Raw genomic sequence first — 16,964 nt, forward strand, 5'->3', positions numbered from 1 at the left:
GGATAATTCCATTTGATTTCGCTCCCTTTTCATGTCGAGCGGGCAAGGCAGACAGGAGCGGCGGAAGCGACTGTCGCGGTGTTCGCAAATGCATACGCGTGATGGCGCGTCTCTGCTCAACTTCACATCAAGCCTGCATAGCGGGTTCCGATTTGGTTTGATCCGTCACAAATTTGCAACAGGCGGCACGCGCAAGCCGGGACTGCAAAGGCTGTTCGGGAGGCATTTGAGGACGATCGCCGCCCGGCGAGAGCCGCGACTCGCCGACACCACCTGGCTGCCGAAGCGTTGAGCAAGGGATGACGCTTTTTCACACCTTACGCGACGGTTCAAACTAGCCCAGTATTGAGGCACTTCATCCCATGCAAGCGCATCAGCGAATGTTGGATCCCACGGCTAACAGCCTGCATTCCGGCGAGTCCCCGCTCTTCAGGACGATCGGGCTCACCAAGCGCTATGGCGATTTCCTCGCCAACGATTCCATCGACATCGACATCTGGCCAACGGAAATCCACGCGCTGCTCGGCGAGAACGGCGCCGGCAAGTCGACGCTGGTCAAGGCGATCTACGGGCTGATCCAGCCCAGCGCCGGCCAGATTTGCTGGCGGGGCCAGCCGATCGTGCAGTCCGGTCCCTCGGAAGCGCGCAGCCGCGGCATCGGCATGGTGTTCCAGCATTTCTCGCTGTTCGACAATCTCACCGTCGCCGAGAACGTCGCACTCGGCCTCGACGGGAAAGAATCCTTCAAGGACATGTCGGCGCGGCTTGAGCAGGTGTCGAAGACTTATGGATTGCCGCTCGATCCCAAACGCGAGGTCTGGCAATTGTCGGTCGGCGAGCGCCAGCGCATCGAAATAGTTCGCGCGCTGATGCAGGATCCGCAATTCCTGATCCTTGACGAGCCCACCGCAGTGCTGACGCCACAGGAAGCCGACCAGCTCTTCGTCGTGCTGGAGCGGCTCAAGGCCGAAGGTCGCGCCATCCTCTACATCAGCCACAAGCTCGAAGAGGTGAAGCGCCTGTGCGACACGGCAACGATCCTGCGCGGCGGCAAGAAGGTGGAGACCTGCAATCCAAGGCTTGAGACCGCCGCGTCGCTCGCGCGCATGATGGTCGGCGGCGAGATCAAGGAGGTGAAGGCGGCCGCCGGCCGGCAGACCACCGTGCCGCGCCTCGTCGTCAACGACCTCTCGCTCGCCCCGGGCGAGGCGCATGGCGTGCGGCTCGAGCACATCTCGTTCGAGCTGAAAGGCGGCGAGATCCTCGGCATCGCCGGGGTCGCCGGCAACGGCCAGGACGAACTGTTCGCCGCGCTGTCCGGCGAACGCCTCTCGAAGGATCCCGGCACGATCGTGATCGAAGGCCTTGCTGCCGGCCATCTCTCGATCACGCAGCGCCGCAAGCTCGGCGCGGCCTTCGTTCCGGAGGAGCGGCTCGGCCACGGCACGGCGCCGCGCATGAAGCTTTCCGAGAATGCGCTGCTCACCGGGCACGCCGCCAGCGGCATGGTCCACCACGGCTTCATCGATACTGCGGCCACTCTGAAGACTGTCGACCGCGCAACCAAGACGTTTGACGTCCGCAAGGCCAAGCGCGATCCGGAAGCAGCATCCCTCTCCGGCGGCAATTTGCAAAAATTCATCGTGGGACGCGAGATCCTGCGCAATCCCGCGGTGCTGGTGGTGAGCCAGCCGACTTGGGGCGTCGACGCCGGCGCGGCCGCCGTCATCCGCCAGGCGCTGCTTGATCTCGCAACGGCAGGCGCCGCCGTGCTCGTGACCAGCCAGGACCTCGACGAACTCGCGGAAATCGCCGACCGCATCGCCGTGATGTTCCATGGCCATCTGTCTGCGCCGCTCGCCACCAGCGAGGCGACGCGCGAAAGACTAGGCTTGTTGATGGGCGGCAGCACGCTGGAACCGAAGGAGGCCGCGCATGCAGTTGGTGCTTGAGAAGCGCGCCGAGCGCTCCAACACGATCGCACTGATCTCTCCGTTGATCGCGATCGGCCTCACGATCGTGACCATGGTCATCCTGTTCGCGATTCTCGGCAAGAATCCGCTGCTCGCCCTGCAGGCGTATTTCATTGCGCCTTTGACCGACAGCTATTCGCTCCAGGAAATCGCGGTGAAGGCGACACCGCTGGTGATGATCGCGATCGGGTTGTCGCTCTGCTATCTCGCCAATGCCTGGAACATCGGCGCCGAAGGGCAGTTCCTGATCGGTGCAGTCGCCGGAAGCTGGATTGCGGTGAAGACGCAGGGCACCGACGCCGGCGCGTGGGTGCTGCCGGTCATGCTTGTGCTCGCCGCCGCCGCAGGCGCGCTCTATGCGCTGATCCCGGCAATCTGCAAGGTCAAGTTCGGCGCCAGCGAGATCCTGACCAGCCTGATGCTGGTCTATGTCGCCGATCTCTTCCTCGACTATCTCGTGCGCGGCCCCTGGCGCGATCCGCACGGTTTCAACTTCCCGACCACGGCCGAATTCGATCCGGTCGCAACGGTGCCGCTGCTGATCGAAGGCGGCCGGCTGCATCTCGGCTCCATCATCGCCCTTCTCGTCGTCGCCGCGGTGGCGATCCTGCTCGGGCGCACCATCAAGGGATTCGAGATTCGCGTGGTCGGTGCGGCGCCCCGCGCCGCGCGGTTCGGCGGCTTCAATTCCAACCAGTTGATCATCCTGACCTTCGCCGTCTCGGGCGCGCTGGCGGGCCTCGCCGGCATCATCGAGGTCGCGGGTCCGGTCGGGCATCTCCAGCCCGGCATCTCGCCGGGTTACGGTTTTACGGCGATCATCGTCGCCTTTCTCGGCCGGCTGAACCCCCTTGGGATATTAATTGCAGGCCTTTTTCTCGCGTTGACCTTTATCGGCGGCGAGCAGGCGCAGATCGCGATGAAGATTCCGTTGGACGTCACCAAGGTATTTCAAGGCATCCTGCTGTTCTACGTGCTCGCCTGCGATTCCCTCATTCTCTATCGCTTCAAGCTGGTCTTCCCGAACCGACAGGTGGCTCGTGGAACTCATTGAAGCGATCATTCTCGCAGTGCTCGCCGCCTCGACGCCGCTCCTGATTGCGGCGACCGGCGAGCTCGTAACCGAGCGCTCCGGCGTGCTCAATCTCGGCGTCGAGGGCATGATGATCATCGGCGCCGCGTCTGGCTTTGCAGGTGCGTGGCTGACCGGCTCGATCTTCATCGGCGCACTGTTCGGCATCGTCGCCGGCACGTTGATGTCACTGGTCTTCGCGTTGATGGCGCTCGGGCTTGCAGTCAACCAGGTTGCGACAGGGCTGGCGCTGACCATCCTGGGCGTCGGACTCTCGGGCCTGATCGGCGCCGGTTTCGTCGGCGAACGCATCACGCCGGCGATGCATCTCAACATTCCCGGTCTCACGGATATTCCGCTTATCGGCCGCGTGCTGTTCGGCGAGGACGCCTTCGTCTATTTCTCGCTGGCGCTGGTCGTCGGCGTCTGGTGGTTCCTGTACCGCACGCGGCCAGGATTGATCCTGCGCGCCTGCGGCGACAACCACGTTTCTGCGCATGCACTCGGCTACCCCGTACTGCGGATCCGAACCATCGCCGTGATGTTCGGCGGCGCCTGCGCCGGGCTTGCCGGCGCTTATCTGCCGCTCGCCTATACGCCCTTCTTCATTCCGGGCATGACCGCGGGTCGCGGCTGGATCGCACTGGCGCTGGTGGTGTTTTCGTCCTGGCGGCCAGGCCGCCTCGTGGTCGGCGCCTACCTGTTCGGCGCGGTGACGATCCTGCAGCTGCACGCGCAGGGCTGGGGCGTCGGCATTCCCTCGCAGTTGATGTCGGCGCTGCCTTACCTTGCGACCGTCATCGTTCTGGTCCTGCTCTCCCGTGCGCGCACGGGCGGATCGACCGCACCGGCTGCGCTCGGCACCGTGTTCGTGCCTGACCGCTAACGTTTCATTTCCGCGCCGTGTGCGATGGGGCGCACACGTTGCGGATCGTGGCTTTCCCCTGATGTTTGGAGATTGATGATGAGGAAATCACTTCTTGCGCTGGCTGCCGGGCTCTTGCTTGCCGGGAGCGTCAGTGCAGCCTCCGCCGCCGACAAGCTGAAAGTCGGTTTTATCTACCTCGGCCCGGTCGGCGACCTCGGCTGGACCTATCAGCATGAGCAGGCACGACAGGCGCTGGTGAAGGAGCTCGGCGACAAGATCGAGACCACCTTTCTCGAAAACGTGCCTGAAGGCCCGGACGCCGAGCGCTCCATCGAGCAGCTCGTCCGCGCCGGCAACAAGCTGATCTTCACCACCTCGTTCGGATACATGGATCCGACGCTGAAGGTCGCGAAGAAATATCCGAACGTGCATTTCGAGCACGCGACCGGATACAAGCGCAACCCGAACATGTCGACCTATTCGGCCAAATGGTACCAGGGCCGCTACATCCAGGGCCTGATCGCGGCCAAGATGTCGAAGTCGGGCGTGCTCGGCTATATCGGCTCGTTCCCGATTCCCGAGGTCGTCTCCGGCATCAACGCAACGATCCTCGCCGCGCAGACCATCAACCCGAACATCAAGGTCAAGATCATCTGGGCCAACACCTGGTTCGACCCGGGCAAGGAGGCCGACGCCGCCAAGGCGCTGATCGACCAGGGTGCCGACGTCATCATGCAGCACACGGATTCGCCGGCGGCAATGCAGATCGCCAGCGAACGCGGCAAGCTCGCCTTCGGCCAGGATTCCGAGATGATCAAGTTCGGGCCGAAGACCCAGCTGACCTCGATCCTCGACACCTGGGGTCCCTATTACATCGCCCGCGTCAAGGCCGAGCTCGACGGAACCTGGAAATCCGAGGACAGCTGGGGCGGCCTCGACAGCCACATGTTCGCGATGGCGCCCTACACCAACATGCCTGACGACGTGAAGAAGATCGCCGAGGATGCCCAGGCCGCGATCACCGCGGGCAAGCTGCATCCGTTCAAGTGCCCAGTCCTTGGGCAGGACGGCAAACCTGTCGAGTGCAAGGGCGGCGCCAATCTCGACGACGGCCAGATCCTCGGCATGAATTTCTATGTCAAAGGCATCGACGACAAGCTGCCGGGCAAGTAGCACGCTTCTTGCATCGCCTAGATCACCTGCTCCTCCCGGAACAGGTTCGGAGGGGGTGGCCAGAAGCACCCGGCACTTGTGGTCGCCCCCTCTTTTTATTTTTATTTTGCGTGGATATTATCCGGCCTGCATGGCCCGCGCCGCCGAACTGTGGCGCTGGATGACGTCTGCCACATCAAGGCCGGGGATCGCGCCGTCGATTACGGCCCATTTTCCTGCCACCATCACCCTGTCGGCCCGATGCGCCCCGCACAGCACCAGTGCGGCCAGGGGATCGCCGTGACCGGAGAAGCGCAGCTCGTCCAGCCTGAACAGCGCGAGATCGGCCGCCTTGCCGACGGCGATCTCGCCGAGTTCCGGCCGGCCGACGCAGGCCGCCGAGCCCTTGGTGGCCCAGCGCAGCGCATCCTTGTGACTGACCTTCGTGACGCCGTAGCGCGCCCGTTGCAGCAGGAACGCGGCCCGCACCTCCTGCATCAGGTTCGATCCGTCGTTCGAGGCCGAGCCATCGACGCCGATGCCGATGCCCACACCGGCCTCCTCCATCTCGCAGACGGGGCAGCAGCCGCTGGCCAGAAGTTGGTTGCTGCAGGCGCAATGACTGATCGTCGTCTTCGCCTTGCCGAGCCGCTTCATCTCGTCTGCATTGAAGAAGATGCCATGGGCGAGCCAAGTCCGCGCATTGAGCCAGCCGCATTGTTCGAGATAGTCGAGCGGACGGCAGCCAAACATCTCTTGGCAGAACCTGTTCTCGTCCTCGGTCTCGGCAAGATGTGTATGCAGGCGCACGTCGAGCTTGTCGGCGAGATCGGCGGTGGCGCGCATCAGGGACGTCGACACCGAGAAGGGCGAGCAAGGTGCGAGCGCGATCTGCACCATCGCATCCGCGCCGCGCTGGTGGTGCTTGCCGACCACGCGCGCGCTGTCCGCGAGTATGGTGTCCTCATCCTGCACGACGCTATCGGGCGGCAAACCGCCGTCGCGCTGCGATAGGTTCATCGAGCCGCGCGTGAGCAGCACGCGCACGCCGAGCCGCCTGGCCACCGCCACCTCGATATCGACGGCGTCTTCGAGCCCTGCCGGAAATACGTAGTGATGATCCGTCGTGGTGGTGCAGCCCGACAGCAGCAGTTCAGACATCGCCACCGTGACACCGAGATCGAGCGCATCTGGCGTCAGCTTCGCCCACACCGGATAGAGCGCCTGGAGCCAGGGAAACAGCTCGCGGTCCATCGCCGCCGGCAGCGCCCGCGTCAGCGTCTGGTAGAAATGGTGGTGGGTGTTGATGAGGCCCGGCAGCACGACGTGGTCGCCGGCATCGAACACCGCGACGTCAGCGGTTGCGGGCGCAGCGCCGGCCGGCACCAGCTCGATGATCTGGCCGCCTTTCACCACGATCCCGCGCTCGGCGCCATCGGCGAGGATAGCCAGGGGATCCCTGATCCAGATCGGCTTTGCGTCGTTCATGAACCTGCTCCTCCTCACATCCGCTGACGACAGGCCTGCAAGGCAGGTACCGGCCTGATGGCGCTTTTGCTGCGACTTGTTGTTGCGACTTGGCGCTCGTCTTGCAAGACTTTCTCCTGGCTCGATTCACTCATTGGAAGCGTTGGCGTCGCCATGGACTTGAATACCATCACAGCGGTCGCCCATCCGCAAACGCGCACGCAGCTGCCCGTTTGGACGCCAGGTGATGCTTGGCTCGCGGGCGGCACCTGGTTGTTCTCGGAGCCGCAAGTTCACCTGACTCGGCTGATCGATCTCACCGACCTCAAGTGGCCGGCACTGACGGTCACCGAGAGCCATTTCAGCATCGCGGCCACCTGCACCGTTGCGCAGCTCGATGGATTCGTCTGCCCACCCGACTGGCTCGCGGCGCCGCTGATCAACCAGTGCTGCCGCGCCTTCCTTGCTTCGTTCAAGATCTGGAAGACGGCGACCGTCGGCGGCAATCTCTGCATGTCGCTGCCGGCGGGACCGATGATCTCGCTCACCGCTGCGCTGGAGGGCGTCTGCACCATCTGGAAGGCCGGCGGCGGCGAACAGATGATGCCAGTGGTCGACTTCGTCACCGGCAACCAGCGCAACCTTCTGCTGCCGGGGGACCTGCTCCGGCAGATCGATATTCCGATCGCCGCGCTGAAGCGTCGTACGGTCTTTCGCCAGATCTCGCTGGCGCCGGTCGGCCGTTCGGCGGCGCTCCTGATCGGCAGTCTGGATGTCGATGGCACGCTGACGCTCACGGTCACCGCATCGACGGTAAGGCCGATCCGATTGTCCTTTCCCAAACCACCTGACGCCAAAGCGCTTCGCGACGCCATCGCGCAGCAGATCACGGACGATCTGTACCACACCGACATCCACGGCAAGCCGCTCTGGCGCAAGCACATGACACAGCGGCTTGCCGAAGAGATCCGTGACGAACTCCTCGGAGCGCCGCCGTCATGAGCTTCGAGGTCAACGGCAAGCCGTTTTCGCAGAGCCCGCGCGCCGGCCAGTGCCTGCGCACGTTCCTGCGCGAGCTCGGTCATTTCGGCGTCAAGAAGGGCTGCGACGCCGGCGATTGCGGCGCCTGCACCGTGCTGCTGGACGGCGAGCCGGTGCATAGCTGCCTGATCCCGGCCTTCCGCGTCGAAGGCCGCGCCATCACCACGATCGAAGGTCTGGGCGGAGACGCCGGCGCGCATCCGATGCAGCGGGCTTTCCTCGATGCGCAGGGCTTTCAATGCGGCTTTTGCACCCCCGGCATGATCCTGACCTGCGCCTCGCTGAACCAGGCGCAGCGCACCGATCTCGTCGTGGCGCTGAAGGGCAATATCTGCCGCTGCACCGGGTATCGTTCGATCGAGGATGCGTTACTCGGCAAGTCCAATATTGAGGAGAGCGTCGAGGCCGGCGCCGCATTCGGCCGCAGCCTGCCGGCGCCAGCAGGCCCCGATGTCGTGCGCGGCAAGGCGCGCTACACGTTCGACACGCAGATTGACGGCTTGCTGCATATCAAGCTGCACCGTTCACCGCACGCCCACGCGAGGATCGTCGCGATCGACACGTCGGAAGCGCTGAGCGTTCCCGGCGTGCACGCGGTGCTGACGCATGAGGATGCGCCAACCACTCTGATGTCGACCGCGCGGCATGAGAAGGACTGGATGGATCCCGAGGACACCCGTGTCCTCGACGAAATCGTCCGCTTCATCGGCCAGAAGGTCGCCGCCGTGGTCGCAGACAGCGAAGCCGCCGCCGAGGACGGGTGCCGCCGGCTGAAGGTCAGCTACGAGATTTTGCCCGCGCTGATCGATCCGGAGCAGGCGATGGCGCCGGGCGCGCCCATTATTCATCCCGATCGCACCACCGCCAATCGCGTCGCCGACGCCCAGCGCAATCTCGCTGCGGAGACGCATGGCGAATTCGGCGACGTGGCGGCTGCGCTCGCGACATCCGCCGTCACCTTCGAGGGCACCTTCCATAGTCACCGTGTGCAGCATGCCGCGCTGGAAACCCATGGCGGCCTCGCCTGGCTCGATGCTTCCGGCGTACTCAACGTTCGCACCTCGACGCAAGTGCCGTTCCTGACCCGGCGCGCGCTGTCTGATATCTTCGAGCTTCCCATGGACAAGGTCCGCGTCTTCTGCGAGCGCGTCGGTGGCGGCTTTGGCGGCAAGCAGGAGATGTTCGTCGAGGATATTCTGGCGCTCGCCGCGCTCAAGACCGGACGGCCGGTGAAGCTGGAGCTCACCCGCGAGGAGCAGTTCATCGCGACCTCGACGCGGCATCCGATGCGGGTCCACGTCAAGGCCGGTGCAGACGCGGACGGCAAGCTTACCGCGCTTCAGCTCGACGTGCTCTCCAACACCGGTGCCTACGGCAATCACGCCGGCCCGGTGATGTTCCACTCGCTGGCCGAGTCCATCACCGTCTACAATTGCCCGAACAAGCGGGTCGACGGCACCGCGGTCTACACCAACACGGTGCCGGCAGGCGCGTTTCGCGGCTATGGCTTGCCGCAAACACTGATCGCTGTCGAGGCCGCGATCGACGAACTGGCCAAGCAGCTCGGCATCAGCCCTTACGAGATACGCCGGCGCAACGTCGTCAAGCCCGGCGATCCCATGCTGTCGCCGCCGCCGTCGGAATTTCACGACGTGCAATACGGCTCCTACGGGCTCGACCAGTGTCTCGACCTCGTCGAGCACGCGATGCAGGCTGATGGCCCGCAGCCGGACCTGTCGCCGGAGTGGCTGATCGGCGATGGCGTCGCGCTGACCATGATCGATACGGTGCCCCCGGCGGGCCATCTTGCAGATGCGAGGATCGCGCTCAACGACGACGCCGGCTTCGACCTCACCGTCGGCACCGCCGAATTCGGCAACGGCACCAGCACCGTGCACCGGCAGATCGCGGCAACCACGCTTGCGACCACCGTCGACCGCATCCGCCTGCGCCAGTCCGATACCGCCCATGGCGGCCACGACACCGGCGCCTATGGCAGCGCCGGCATGTTCGTCGCCGGCAAGGCGACGCATGCCGCAGCCATGCAGCTTGCGGCCGAGCTGAAGGCGGCCGCCGCCGGCGCATGGCTCTGCGACGTCGGCAGCTGCACGCTCGAGGGCGAAGCCGTCGTCAGTGGCGTGCGGCGGATGTCCTTTGTGGAGCTGGCAAAGCTCGCGCGCGAACGCGGACAGCCGTTCGCAGGCGCCGGCAATTCCGGCGGCACGCCGCGTTCGGTCGGCTTCAACGTGCAAGGCTTTCGCGTCGCCGTAAACAAGGGCACCGGCGAGCTCCGGATTCTCAGGAGCGTGCATGCGGCGGATGCCGGCGTCGTCGCCAATCCCATGCAGTGCCGCGGTCAGGTCGAAGGCGGGGTCGCGCAGGCGCTCGGTGCCGCGCTCTACGAGGAGATGGTGATCGACGCTGACGGCCGCGTCACCAACCCCAAATTCCGCGACTACCACCTGCCCTCTTTCGCCGACGTGCCCCGCACCGAGGTCTTCTTCGCCGAGACATCCGACACGATCGGACCGTTGGGCGCGAAGTCGATGAGCGAGAGTCCGTACAATCCGGTCGCCGCCGCCCTCGGCAACGCGATTGCCGATGCCACCGGCATCCGCTTCACTGCGCCGCCATTCAAGCCAGACCGGCTGTTTCCTGCGCTGCACGACAAATTTGGATAGGCCTATTTCGGGAGATTGATTCATGACCAGCGAGGTGCATCCCGTCGACGAAGTCCTGCCGGTTCCACGTCTGCTCGCGCTCGGGCTCCAGCATGTGCTGGTGATGTATGCCGGCGCGGTCGCGGTGCCACTGATCATCGGGCGCGCGCTGAAGCTGCCGCCGGAGGATGTCGCTTTCCTGATCAGCGCCGACCTGTTCGCCTGCGGACTTGCGACGCTGGTGCAATGCCTCGGTTTTGCTGGCGTCGGCATCCGCCTGCCCGTGATGATGGGCGTGACCTTCGCATCCGTGGGTCCGATGCTGTCGATGGCGAGTGCGCCGGATATCGGATTGCTCGGCATCTACGGTTCGGTGATCGCGGCCGGCCTGTTCGGCATCGTCGCGGCGCCGTTCGTCAGCCGGCTGCTGCCGCTGTTCCCGCCCGTCGTCACCGGCAGCATCATTCTCGTCATTGGAATCTCCTTGATGCGGGTCGGCATCAACTGGGCCGGCGGCGGCCTGCCGACGCTGACGAAGGTGGTCGACGGCGTCGTCGGTAGTTTTCCCAATCCGGCCTACGGACAGTTGCAGGGGCTAGGTCTTGGCCTGATCAAATGGGGCACCGGCTTCCTCGCCAACGTCTCCGTGCTGCTTGGCATCATCGCCGGCGCCGTGCTCGCGACCATCCTGGGCGTGATGCATTTCGACAAGTTCGCTGCGGCGTCCTGGGGCGCGCTCGTGATCCCGTTCCGCTTCGGCATGCCGCAATTCCATCTGGTACCAGTTATCACCATGTGCGTCGTCATGGTCGTGGTGATGATCGAATCACTGGGCATGTTCCTGGCGCTCGGCGACATCACCGGCAAGACGGTCGACCGCGAAGCCCTGAGCCGAGGCCTGCGCGCCGACGGCGTCGGTACGCTGCTCGGCGGCATCTTCAACACCTTCCCGTACACGTCGTTCTCGCAGAATGTCGGCCTCGTCTCGGTCACCGGCGTGCGCTCGCGCTGGGTGACGGTCACGGGCGGCTGCATCATGCTCGTGCTCGGCCTGTTGCCGAAGCTCGCCGCGCTGGTCGAGGCCGTGCCGCTGGTCGTGCTCGGCGGCGCCGGCCTCGTGATATTCGGCATGGTCGCCGCGACAGGCGCCCGCATCCTCACCTCGGTCGACTTCCGCAACAATCGTTACAATCTCTTCATCGTCGCGATCTCGATCGGCTTCGGGCTGATCCCGCTCGCCGCACCCGGCTTCTTCAGGAATTTGCCGCACGATCTCCAGCCGCTGCTGGAGTCCGGCATCCTGCTCTGTGCGATCGTCTCCGTGCTGCTCAATGCTTTCTTCAACGGGTTGAGCGGAGGAGCTGCGGCGGAAGCGGATGCAGCAGCAGTCGCCTCATCCGCGCAACATGTTTAGCTGCCGCGGTAGGTCGAATAGCTCCAGGGCGTGACCAGCAGCGGCACGTGGTAGTGGCTTTCCGGCTCGCTGATCGCGAAGCGCAGCGGGATCTCGTCGAGGAACGGCGGATCTGACAGCGGTACGTTGCGCTCGGCGTAATATTTGGCGACGCTAAACCGGAGCTCGTAGCGGCCGATCGGCAGCGGCCGGCCGCCGATCAGCGGCTGGTCGGTACGGCCATCCGCGTTGGTGACGGCGCGCGCGATCACGCGGCTTTCGCCAAGCTTGGCGAGCTCGACGAGTTCGACACGAATGCCCGGCGCGGGCTTGCCGGCGTGATTGTCCAGCACATGCGTCGAGAGCCAACCGTGCACTTTCAGCTTGTCGTCAGCACTGACGAGCTGGTCCAGCCGCAGCGCAGCGATGCGGGAGATTTCCTCGAGCGCACGGCGTGTCTCGGTTTTGGCAATGTTCTGCAGTCGCGACTCGAAGTCACGCAGAATGGAATCCTTGGTGTGCCGGCGCGCGCAGACGATATAGGGGATACCAAATTTTTCGCGATACGCATCGTTCGCCTGCTCGAAGGCCGCATATTCGGTGTCCGACAGACGGTCTAGACCAGCGCTGCTCTGCTCAGCAGTCGAGTCAGGCGTGAGTCCCGCTGCGCGCTGGGTCTTGTTCGCGAGGTCGGGATGCGCGCGTATCAACGCCAGCTGCACCTCGGGCTCAGCGCTCGCGATCGCCGCCTTGATCGCGTCGAGCAGTGAATTGATGCCGGCAAACGGACGGCGCGCCGCGGCTTCTTGGGCAATCCAAGGCGAGTACTCGACCACGTTTTCAAGTACGGCCACGAAATCATCGAAGCTCGCGGCATTGAGATCAGACAAGGCGATCTGTGACATTGCTTCCCTATCCGATCTCGAATGCATCGTCGGCAAGGCCCGCGTGCTTGTCGTGCCAATGCTGTGCGATCTGCAACCGCGTCGGCACCCAGACGCGCTCGTGCTTGCCGATGTAGTCGAGGAAGCGGATCAGGCCCGCCGCGCGGCCGGGGCGGCCGGCGAGACGACAGTGCAGGCCGACCGACATCATCTTCGGCGCGTTCTCGCCTTCGGCATAGAGCACGTCGAAGGCATCCTTCAGATAGGTGAAGAACTGCTGGCCTTCGGCAAAGCCTTGCGGATTGATGAAGCGCATGTCGTTGGCGTCGAGCGTATAGGGAATGACGAGCTGCTTGCTGCTCGCGCCCTTGACCCAATAGGGCAGATCATCGGCATAGGAATCGCTGAGATAGAGGAAGCCGCCCTCCTCCATCAACAGACGGTTGGTGTTGATCGAGGAGCGTCCGGTATACCAGCCGAGCGGCCGCGAGCCGGTCGCTGCGGTGTGGACGCGGATCGCTTCCGCGATTTCCGCGCGCTCCTGCGCCTCGGTCATGTCCTTGTGCTCGATCCACTTCAGGCTGTGGCTGGCGATGTCCCAGCCCGCCTCCTTCATGGCGGCAACGATTTCCGGATTGCGCTTCAGCGCTGTGGCGACACCGAACACGCTGGTCGGCCACTTCCGCTCGCCGAACATCCGCCACAGCCGCCAGAAACCGGCGCGCGAGCCATATTCGAACATCGATTCGATATTGGCGTGGCGCTGGCCGGGCCAAGGCTGTGCGCCGAGCACGTCGGACAGGAACGCTTCCGAGGCAGGGTCGCCATGCAGGATGTTGTTTTCGCTGCCCTCCTCGAAATTGACGACGAACTGCACCGCGACCCGCGCGTCGCCGGGCCATTGCGGGTGCGGCGGGTTGCGGCCGTAACCGCGGAGATCGCGCGGGTAGCGGGTACCAGTCACTCAGACTTCCTCGAAGCGGATCGGCAGCGCGCCCTTCCACAGCACGCTCTTGCCGAGCGTTGCCAGATTCTCCAGGCCGGAGGTCAGCGTGATGAAATGGTTGCCGGCGAGCTGGCCCATCTTGCTCGCGAAGTGCACGCCGCCATAGGCCATCAGGATCTCGGTCTCGCTGATGCCGCCGGGATAGAGGATGATCTGGCCGGGTGCGGGATAGCTGGTGTGGTTCTCGTAGCCGACGCCGAAATCGAGGTCGCCGAGCGGCATCCACACGCCCTCGCCGCTCCAGCGCACGTGGATGATGTGGCTTTCGAACGGCAGCGCCTTGCGGAACGCGGCGACAGTCTTGGGCGCCGCTTGCTCCTCGAAACGGGCATCGAAGGTGAAGTCGCCGGCGCGGATAACGAGTTTGGTCATCTCATCTCTCTGGATCGGGGGTGGTGGCCCCACGGGGAATTTTCAGGCAAAGAGCACTCCGTCGGGCTTCGCGCAAGGGGCGCGGCCCCTTACCTGCGGTCGTAGGACCAGCCGAAAACGCCACTCCGCCGCGTCTCCGGCTCCGGCTCGGCGGCGGGCTGCGGCGCCTCCCTCAGTTCCGCCTGCGGCGGCGGAGGCGGCACCGGCAGATTTTCGCATTTCATGGAGTAGACCAGCTTGCCGTCCGCGGTCCGCCCGATCGGCGCGCAGGGGTCCGGATGCGCCGCCGATGTTTTTGGGGTCAGCTTGACCTGCGCCACGGCCGGCGAGGCGATCAGCAGAAAGACCAGCAGATATTTCGACATCATTGTCGCCTGAAAACCAGATCTGGTCCATTGAACCGGATTGCGCAGGTCAAGTCCATCGGGGCTACGGGCGCGATTGCCGAATATTTAGCCGAGGCTAGAAAATTGGCTCGCCCCAATGTGATGTCGCGAGCGCTGATATCGGCTGGGCGCGTCGCCATGTCAGCCGCGACGGCGACCACACAAAACACACATCTCACGGCCGGGCGTCGTCACGGGAGAAAGAAACAATGCAAAGGACTTTCATCATTCTCGGCGCGACGCTGATTGCCGCCGCCACCATCCAGACCGCCGCGGCGAACGACCGCCGTCATGTCCGCAAGGCGCAGCCCCATCCCATCACCCAGTCGGTGCGCGACTCCAACGCCGCGCTCTGGCCGTCGCAGCCGACCGGGCCCGACTGGTCGCGCTATTCCAACTGCGCGATGTCTGCACCCGCGGGACGGTGATATTGAAAGCTTAGAGTTCGGTTGCTCCTGGTCATCGTGAGCCAATCGTGTCCCGGACGCGCTGCAGCGCGCAGCGTTGCTGCGCAGAGCCGGGACCCAGGGGCGACACGGCGTAATGCGGCGAGATGGGCCCCGGCTCTGCAGCGCACCGTCGAAGGGACGCTGCGCTGCGTCCGGGGCACGAGAGCGGAGCGTGAGGCACGTTCTCTCCACGTCGTCATTGCGAGCGCAGCGACTTGTCCGCCGAAGCTTTAGCGAAGGCGGAAGCAATCCAGAATCCCCGCGCGGCGGCAGACTGGATTGCTTCCGCTGCGCTCGCAATGACGGAGTATGAGGGAGTAGCGCCAATCTTCCAGTCGCATTTTTGAGATTCAGACACGCCTTCGCGTCCTCGCGGTCCTCGCCGCGGCGCTGGCAACCACCTTCTATTTGATCGCCTAGCCGAGGAGCCGCCTGAACCTATGTCGTGTCGGTCAGCATGGGAAAACCGTGCGGAGTCCTCCATTGGCTCAGAGTGTCGCGAGGTCTGCTTCCTGAGGTTTCCAAGGCAGCATCGCCCAGAACCTGCGGCGGCTGGCGTCGCTGGGCGCTCGTCCGCCACCCGCTCGGGCTCTGTGCACTGCGTAGCGTTCCAGTTGCGTAGAGAGCGTCAGGGCCGGCGCATCAAGCCGGTCGTCCTTAGCGAAATCGCCGAACCATCCATCGCTCACAGCCGACTTTTGCAACGAAATCGGCCAGAAGCTGACGTTGAGGCGCAACACCGTCCAGTTTGTAGGACCTCAGATGAGGTGGAAGGTGATTGCGATTAAGAAGAACACGACCAGTCCGATGCCAACCATCTTGAAGATGTAGGCATCCTCGACATCCCGCCCAAGCCATTCGAAATCTGGCCCCCACAGGACGGTTGCGACAAACCCTAGAACGAACGTAGTGATCACCAGCATCGCGTAAATGGTGCCCATTAATGAGCTTTCATTCGCCTGCGCGATTTTGCGGGATCATATCAACGACGGTCCGTCGCGGCGATGACACCAAATACGCCGATAAACAACCCGGCAAAAATCGAAACGAGTAATACCAAACAGTCCGCTGTGACGGCAGTAAATTGCGAACCTAGAACGCGACCTAATAGAAGCATCAGCAGCAGAAAAAATCCCAAGCAGAGCACCGGCAAAGCGCACGCCGCCGCGCCGCGAGCCGCTGAGTAGCGCTGGCCACCCGAAAGTCCTGCAACAAGTTCCAGGACCACGAGACGATACGTGGGCACTCAGGGCTCCTACGATCAAGCAGGCAGTGAGGAAGTACATCAGGCATTGCCTCAGGCATTGCCTCGCGCTGAAAAACGCGAAGAGGCGTTTACCCAAAGTCCGATGTTGATGGCGATCTGGAGGGTGGCCATTATGAGGAATGCGCTGACGACTGCCGACAGAGACCGCCCATCAACGGCATATTGCTTGTAAAGGTTCTGACTGGAAAAGGCCATCAGGCCAACGCTATACGCTGCATATGCCACGGAAAATGCGCGCCAGAATTTGCGCGGCAAAAAGTCAATCTCAAATGCCATAAGTACAAGACCGGCCGCCGATAGCGCGCTCATCATCAGGTGGATGAGTCCTGTCGAAGTGTAAGGTTCTGAGTCCGCAAAACTCCAACCCGTGAGCACGACAATTAGCAGTGCAAAGAGCTTCCAACCCACGCCGACTTCTCCCGCCTTTCCCGCGACCTTGGGTAGAAGTAGCGGGTGAATTTCTCGCTTACGTGTTTGGTTTAGCTTTGGCTGCGGCGATTGCGTAAAAGCTTCAGATCCGATGAACCGGGCACGAAGTGAGCGCTAATTTGAGTCTGCTTTGGGTCAGAAGCGGTCCTCGACCGGCTGCGTGCCGCAGGTCAGCAAAGGGCCAGAACCGGACCTTCGTTGCTGGCTCTCTCGCGGATCACAAGTAACGCACAGTATGCCGTATCGCTATCTCGACCTATCAAGCATCCTGCCGTCGTTCGATGCCCGGAAAGCAACATAGCACGGACGATATGGCAGGCGGCCTGCGCGGCTGCACTTGGGGAGTGATCCATAGGCCGAGCTGAACGATCTCTCGTTCATCCACCATACATCCGACACGGCACAATACTTGCTACACTGCGGGGAGGCCGATTAGTGCGTGCGGAGTTGTTCCCAGATGGGACGAAAGCCGGCGAGCCTTCTTCAGATCGGTCGCCAGTTTTATCTTCTCTCTCAAAACGAGGATTTCGGAATATTCCTTTTGG

The 16,964-nt window shown here is 63.6% G+C and carries 16 protein-coding genes; 8 read left to right on the forward strand and 8 right to left on the reverse strand.

Going from position 1 to position 16,964, the window contains the following annotated elements; translation table 11 throughout:
• Positions 1–380: 380 nt before the first annotated feature.
• The 4 genes from AC0L27_RS19290 to AC0L27_RS19305 all read left to right on the forward strand — a co-directional run bounded on the left by AC0L27_RS19290 (position 381) and on the right by AC0L27_RS19305 (position 5,086).
• A complete protein-coding gene (locus AC0L27_RS19290; protein ID WP_473320023.1) occupies positions 381–1,952 on the forward strand; it encodes an ABC transporter ATP-binding protein in 1,572 nt (523 codons plus the stop codon).
• Positions 1,936–3,027: an ABC transporter permease gene (locus AC0L27_RS19295; protein ID WP_275169743.1), complete on the forward strand. Its 1,092-nt coding sequence runs from the start codon at positions 1,936–1,938 to the stop codon at positions 3,025–3,027. Before AC0L27_RS19290 ends, AC0L27_RS19295 begins: the two co-directional genes overlap by 17 nt.
• Positions 3,014–3,931, forward strand: coding sequence for an ABC transporter permease (locus AC0L27_RS19300; RefSeq protein WP_275169741.1), 918 nt, complete (start codon positions 3,014–3,016; stop codon positions 3,929–3,931). The genes AC0L27_RS19295 and AC0L27_RS19300 overlap by 14 nt, the downstream gene beginning before the upstream one ends.
• A 78-nt stretch (positions 3,932–4,009) precedes the next feature.
• On the forward strand, positions 4,010–5,086 hold the full coding sequence (locus tag AC0L27_RS19305) for a BMP family ABC transporter substrate-binding protein (protein WP_275170189.1): 1,077 nt from the start codon (positions 4,010–4,012) through the stop codon (positions 5,084–5,086).
• Positions 5,087–5,203: 117 nt separating this feature from the next.
• Here AC0L27_RS19305 and AC0L27_RS19310 read toward each other — a convergent pair whose 3' ends face one another.
• The gene (locus tag AC0L27_RS19310) at positions 5,204–6,553 is read right to left on the reverse strand and encodes an 8-oxoguanine deaminase (protein ID WP_275169739.1); all 1,350 of its coding nucleotides are present in this window, start codon (positions 6,551–6,553) and stop codon (positions 5,204–5,206) included.
• Positions 6,554–6,706: 153 nt separating this feature from the next.
• On the opposite strand from AC0L27_RS19310, the gene AC0L27_RS19315 reads away from it, so the two are divergent.
• The 3 genes from AC0L27_RS19315 to AC0L27_RS19325 are packed head-to-tail and all read left to right on the forward strand — an operon-like array spanning position 6,707 to position 11,647.
• On the forward strand, positions 6,707–7,534 hold the full coding sequence (locus tag AC0L27_RS19315) for an FAD binding domain-containing protein (protein WP_275169738.1): 828 nt from the start codon (positions 6,707–6,709) through the stop codon (positions 7,532–7,534).
• Positions 7,531–10,254 (forward strand): molybdopterin-dependent oxidoreductase, encoded by a 2,724-nt coding sequence (locus AC0L27_RS19320; protein WP_473320025.1) that lies wholly within the window; start codon positions 7,531–7,533, stop codon positions 10,252–10,254. Before AC0L27_RS19315 ends, AC0L27_RS19320 begins: the two co-directional genes overlap by 4 nt.
• A 22-nt stretch (positions 10,255–10,276) precedes the next feature.
• The gene (locus AC0L27_RS19325; protein WP_275169735.1) at positions 10,277–11,647 is read left to right on the forward strand and encodes a nucleobase:cation symporter-2 family protein; all 1,371 of its coding nucleotides are present in this window, start codon (positions 10,277–10,279) and stop codon (positions 11,645–11,647) included.
• On the opposite strand, the gene uraD is transcribed toward AC0L27_RS19325, so the two are convergent.
• The 4 genes from uraD to AC0L27_RS19345 all read right to left on the reverse strand — a co-directional run bounded on the left by uraD (position 11,644) and on the right by AC0L27_RS19345 (position 14,256).
• Complete coding sequence (gene uraD / locus AC0L27_RS19330; RefSeq protein ID WP_275169734.1) at positions 11,644–12,531, reverse strand: 2-oxo-4-hydroxy-4-carboxy-5-ureidoimidazoline decarboxylase; 888 nt, start codon at positions 12,529–12,531, stop codon at positions 11,644–11,646. The genes AC0L27_RS19325 and uraD overlap by 4 nt on opposite strands.
• Positions 12,532–12,538: 7 nt before the next feature.
• Complete coding sequence (gene puuE, locus AC0L27_RS19335) at positions 12,539–13,474, reverse strand: allantoinase PuuE (protein ID WP_275169732.1); 936 nt, start codon at positions 13,472–13,474, stop codon at positions 12,539–12,541.
• On the reverse strand, positions 13,475–13,888 hold the full coding sequence (locus AC0L27_RS19340; RefSeq protein WP_007601448.1) for a DUF3830 family protein: 414 nt from the start codon (positions 13,886–13,888) through the stop codon (positions 13,475–13,477).
• Positions 13,889–13,977: 89 nt separating this feature from the next.
• Positions 13,978–14,256, reverse strand: coding sequence for a hypothetical protein (locus tag AC0L27_RS19345; protein WP_275169730.1), 279 nt, complete (start codon positions 14,254–14,256; stop codon positions 13,978–13,980).
• A 227-nt stretch (positions 14,257–14,483) separates the two neighbouring features.
• Between AC0L27_RS19345 and AC0L27_RS19350 the strand changes: the two genes are divergently transcribed.
• Entirely contained in the window at positions 14,484–14,702 is a 219-nt protein-coding gene (locus tag AC0L27_RS19350; RefSeq protein ID WP_275169729.1) for a hypothetical protein, read from the forward strand.
• Between the two features lie 779 nt (positions 14,703–15,481).
• Here the strand turns inward: AC0L27_RS19350 and AC0L27_RS19355 are convergent.
• Genes AC0L27_RS19355 through AC0L27_RS19365 form a run of 3 tightly spaced genes read right to left on the reverse strand, consistent with a single transcriptional unit; the run spans position 15,482 to position 16,398 of the window.
• Entirely contained in the window at positions 15,482–15,664 is a 183-nt protein-coding gene (locus tag AC0L27_RS19355) for a hypothetical protein (protein ID WP_247503627.1), read from the reverse strand.
• 41 nt (positions 15,665–15,705) lie between these two features.
• The gene (locus AC0L27_RS19360; RefSeq protein ID WP_275169728.1) at positions 15,706–15,969 is read right to left on the reverse strand and encodes a hypothetical protein; all 264 of its coding nucleotides are present in this window, start codon (positions 15,967–15,969) and stop codon (positions 15,706–15,708) included.
• A gap of 51 nt (positions 15,970–16,020) precedes the next feature.
• Positions 16,021–16,398 carry a hypothetical protein gene (locus tag AC0L27_RS19365; protein ID WP_275169727.1) on the reverse strand — a complete coding sequence of 126 codons (378 nt, stop codon included), beginning with the start codon at positions 16,396–16,398 and terminating at the stop codon, positions 16,021–16,023.
• Positions 16,399–16,964 lie beyond the last annotated feature (566 nt).

The sequence above is a fragment of the Bradyrhizobium sp. Ken51 genome, assembly GCF_055807435.1.